Origin of the sequence: Streptomyces sp. B15, assembly GCF_018070605.1 — a bacterium.
Taxonomy (GTDB): Bacteria; Actinomycetota; Actinomycetes; order Streptomycetales; family Streptomycetaceae; genus Streptomyces; species Streptomyces smyrnaeus.
The window spans coordinates 1-406 of sequence record NZ_JAGPXJ010000237.1 but is presented as its reverse complement, the minus strand read 5'-3'; the positions used below and the strand labels follow the sequence as shown (position 1 = coordinate 406).

Annotated in this window: 1 protein-coding gene; it reads right to left on the bottom strand. The window is 80.3% G+C overall.

The annotated features are described in order from the left end of the window. Positions 1-189 precede the first annotated feature (189 nt). Positions 190-406: DUF5709 domain-containing protein (locus KBY19_RS36025; protein WP_247691760.1), on the bottom strand; the 217-nt coding region annotated here is incomplete at its 5' end.

The window sequence follows — 406 nt, the reverse complement described above, 5'->3', positions numbered from 1 at the left end:
ATTCCCGCGACACTCGACCACTTCGCGCTGGCCTTCCGGGTGAGCCCGCTGTAGCCGGTGGCCGGACTCGGCGGGGGGGGGGGGGGGGGGGGGGGGGGCCCCCCCCCCCCCCCCCCCCCCCCCCCCCCCCCCCCCCCCCCCCCCCCCCCCCCACGCCTCTCTCCCCGGCGCCCACGCGCCCGCTCCGTCCTATTCGCCCGAGGTCGCCTCGTCCTCGTCCACGGTGTGCAGGGCCTGCTCCTCCGGGGAGAGGCCACCGGACTCGCCCGTCTCCCTGCCGTAGACGTCCTGGCGGCGGGGCGGTGTCATCTCCGGATCGGCGCGCAGCTGCCCCGCCGGGTCGTCCGGCGGGCCGGAGACGGCGTCCCGCTCGGACTCCTCGGGCCGCTCCTCGGCGAGCCGCTCG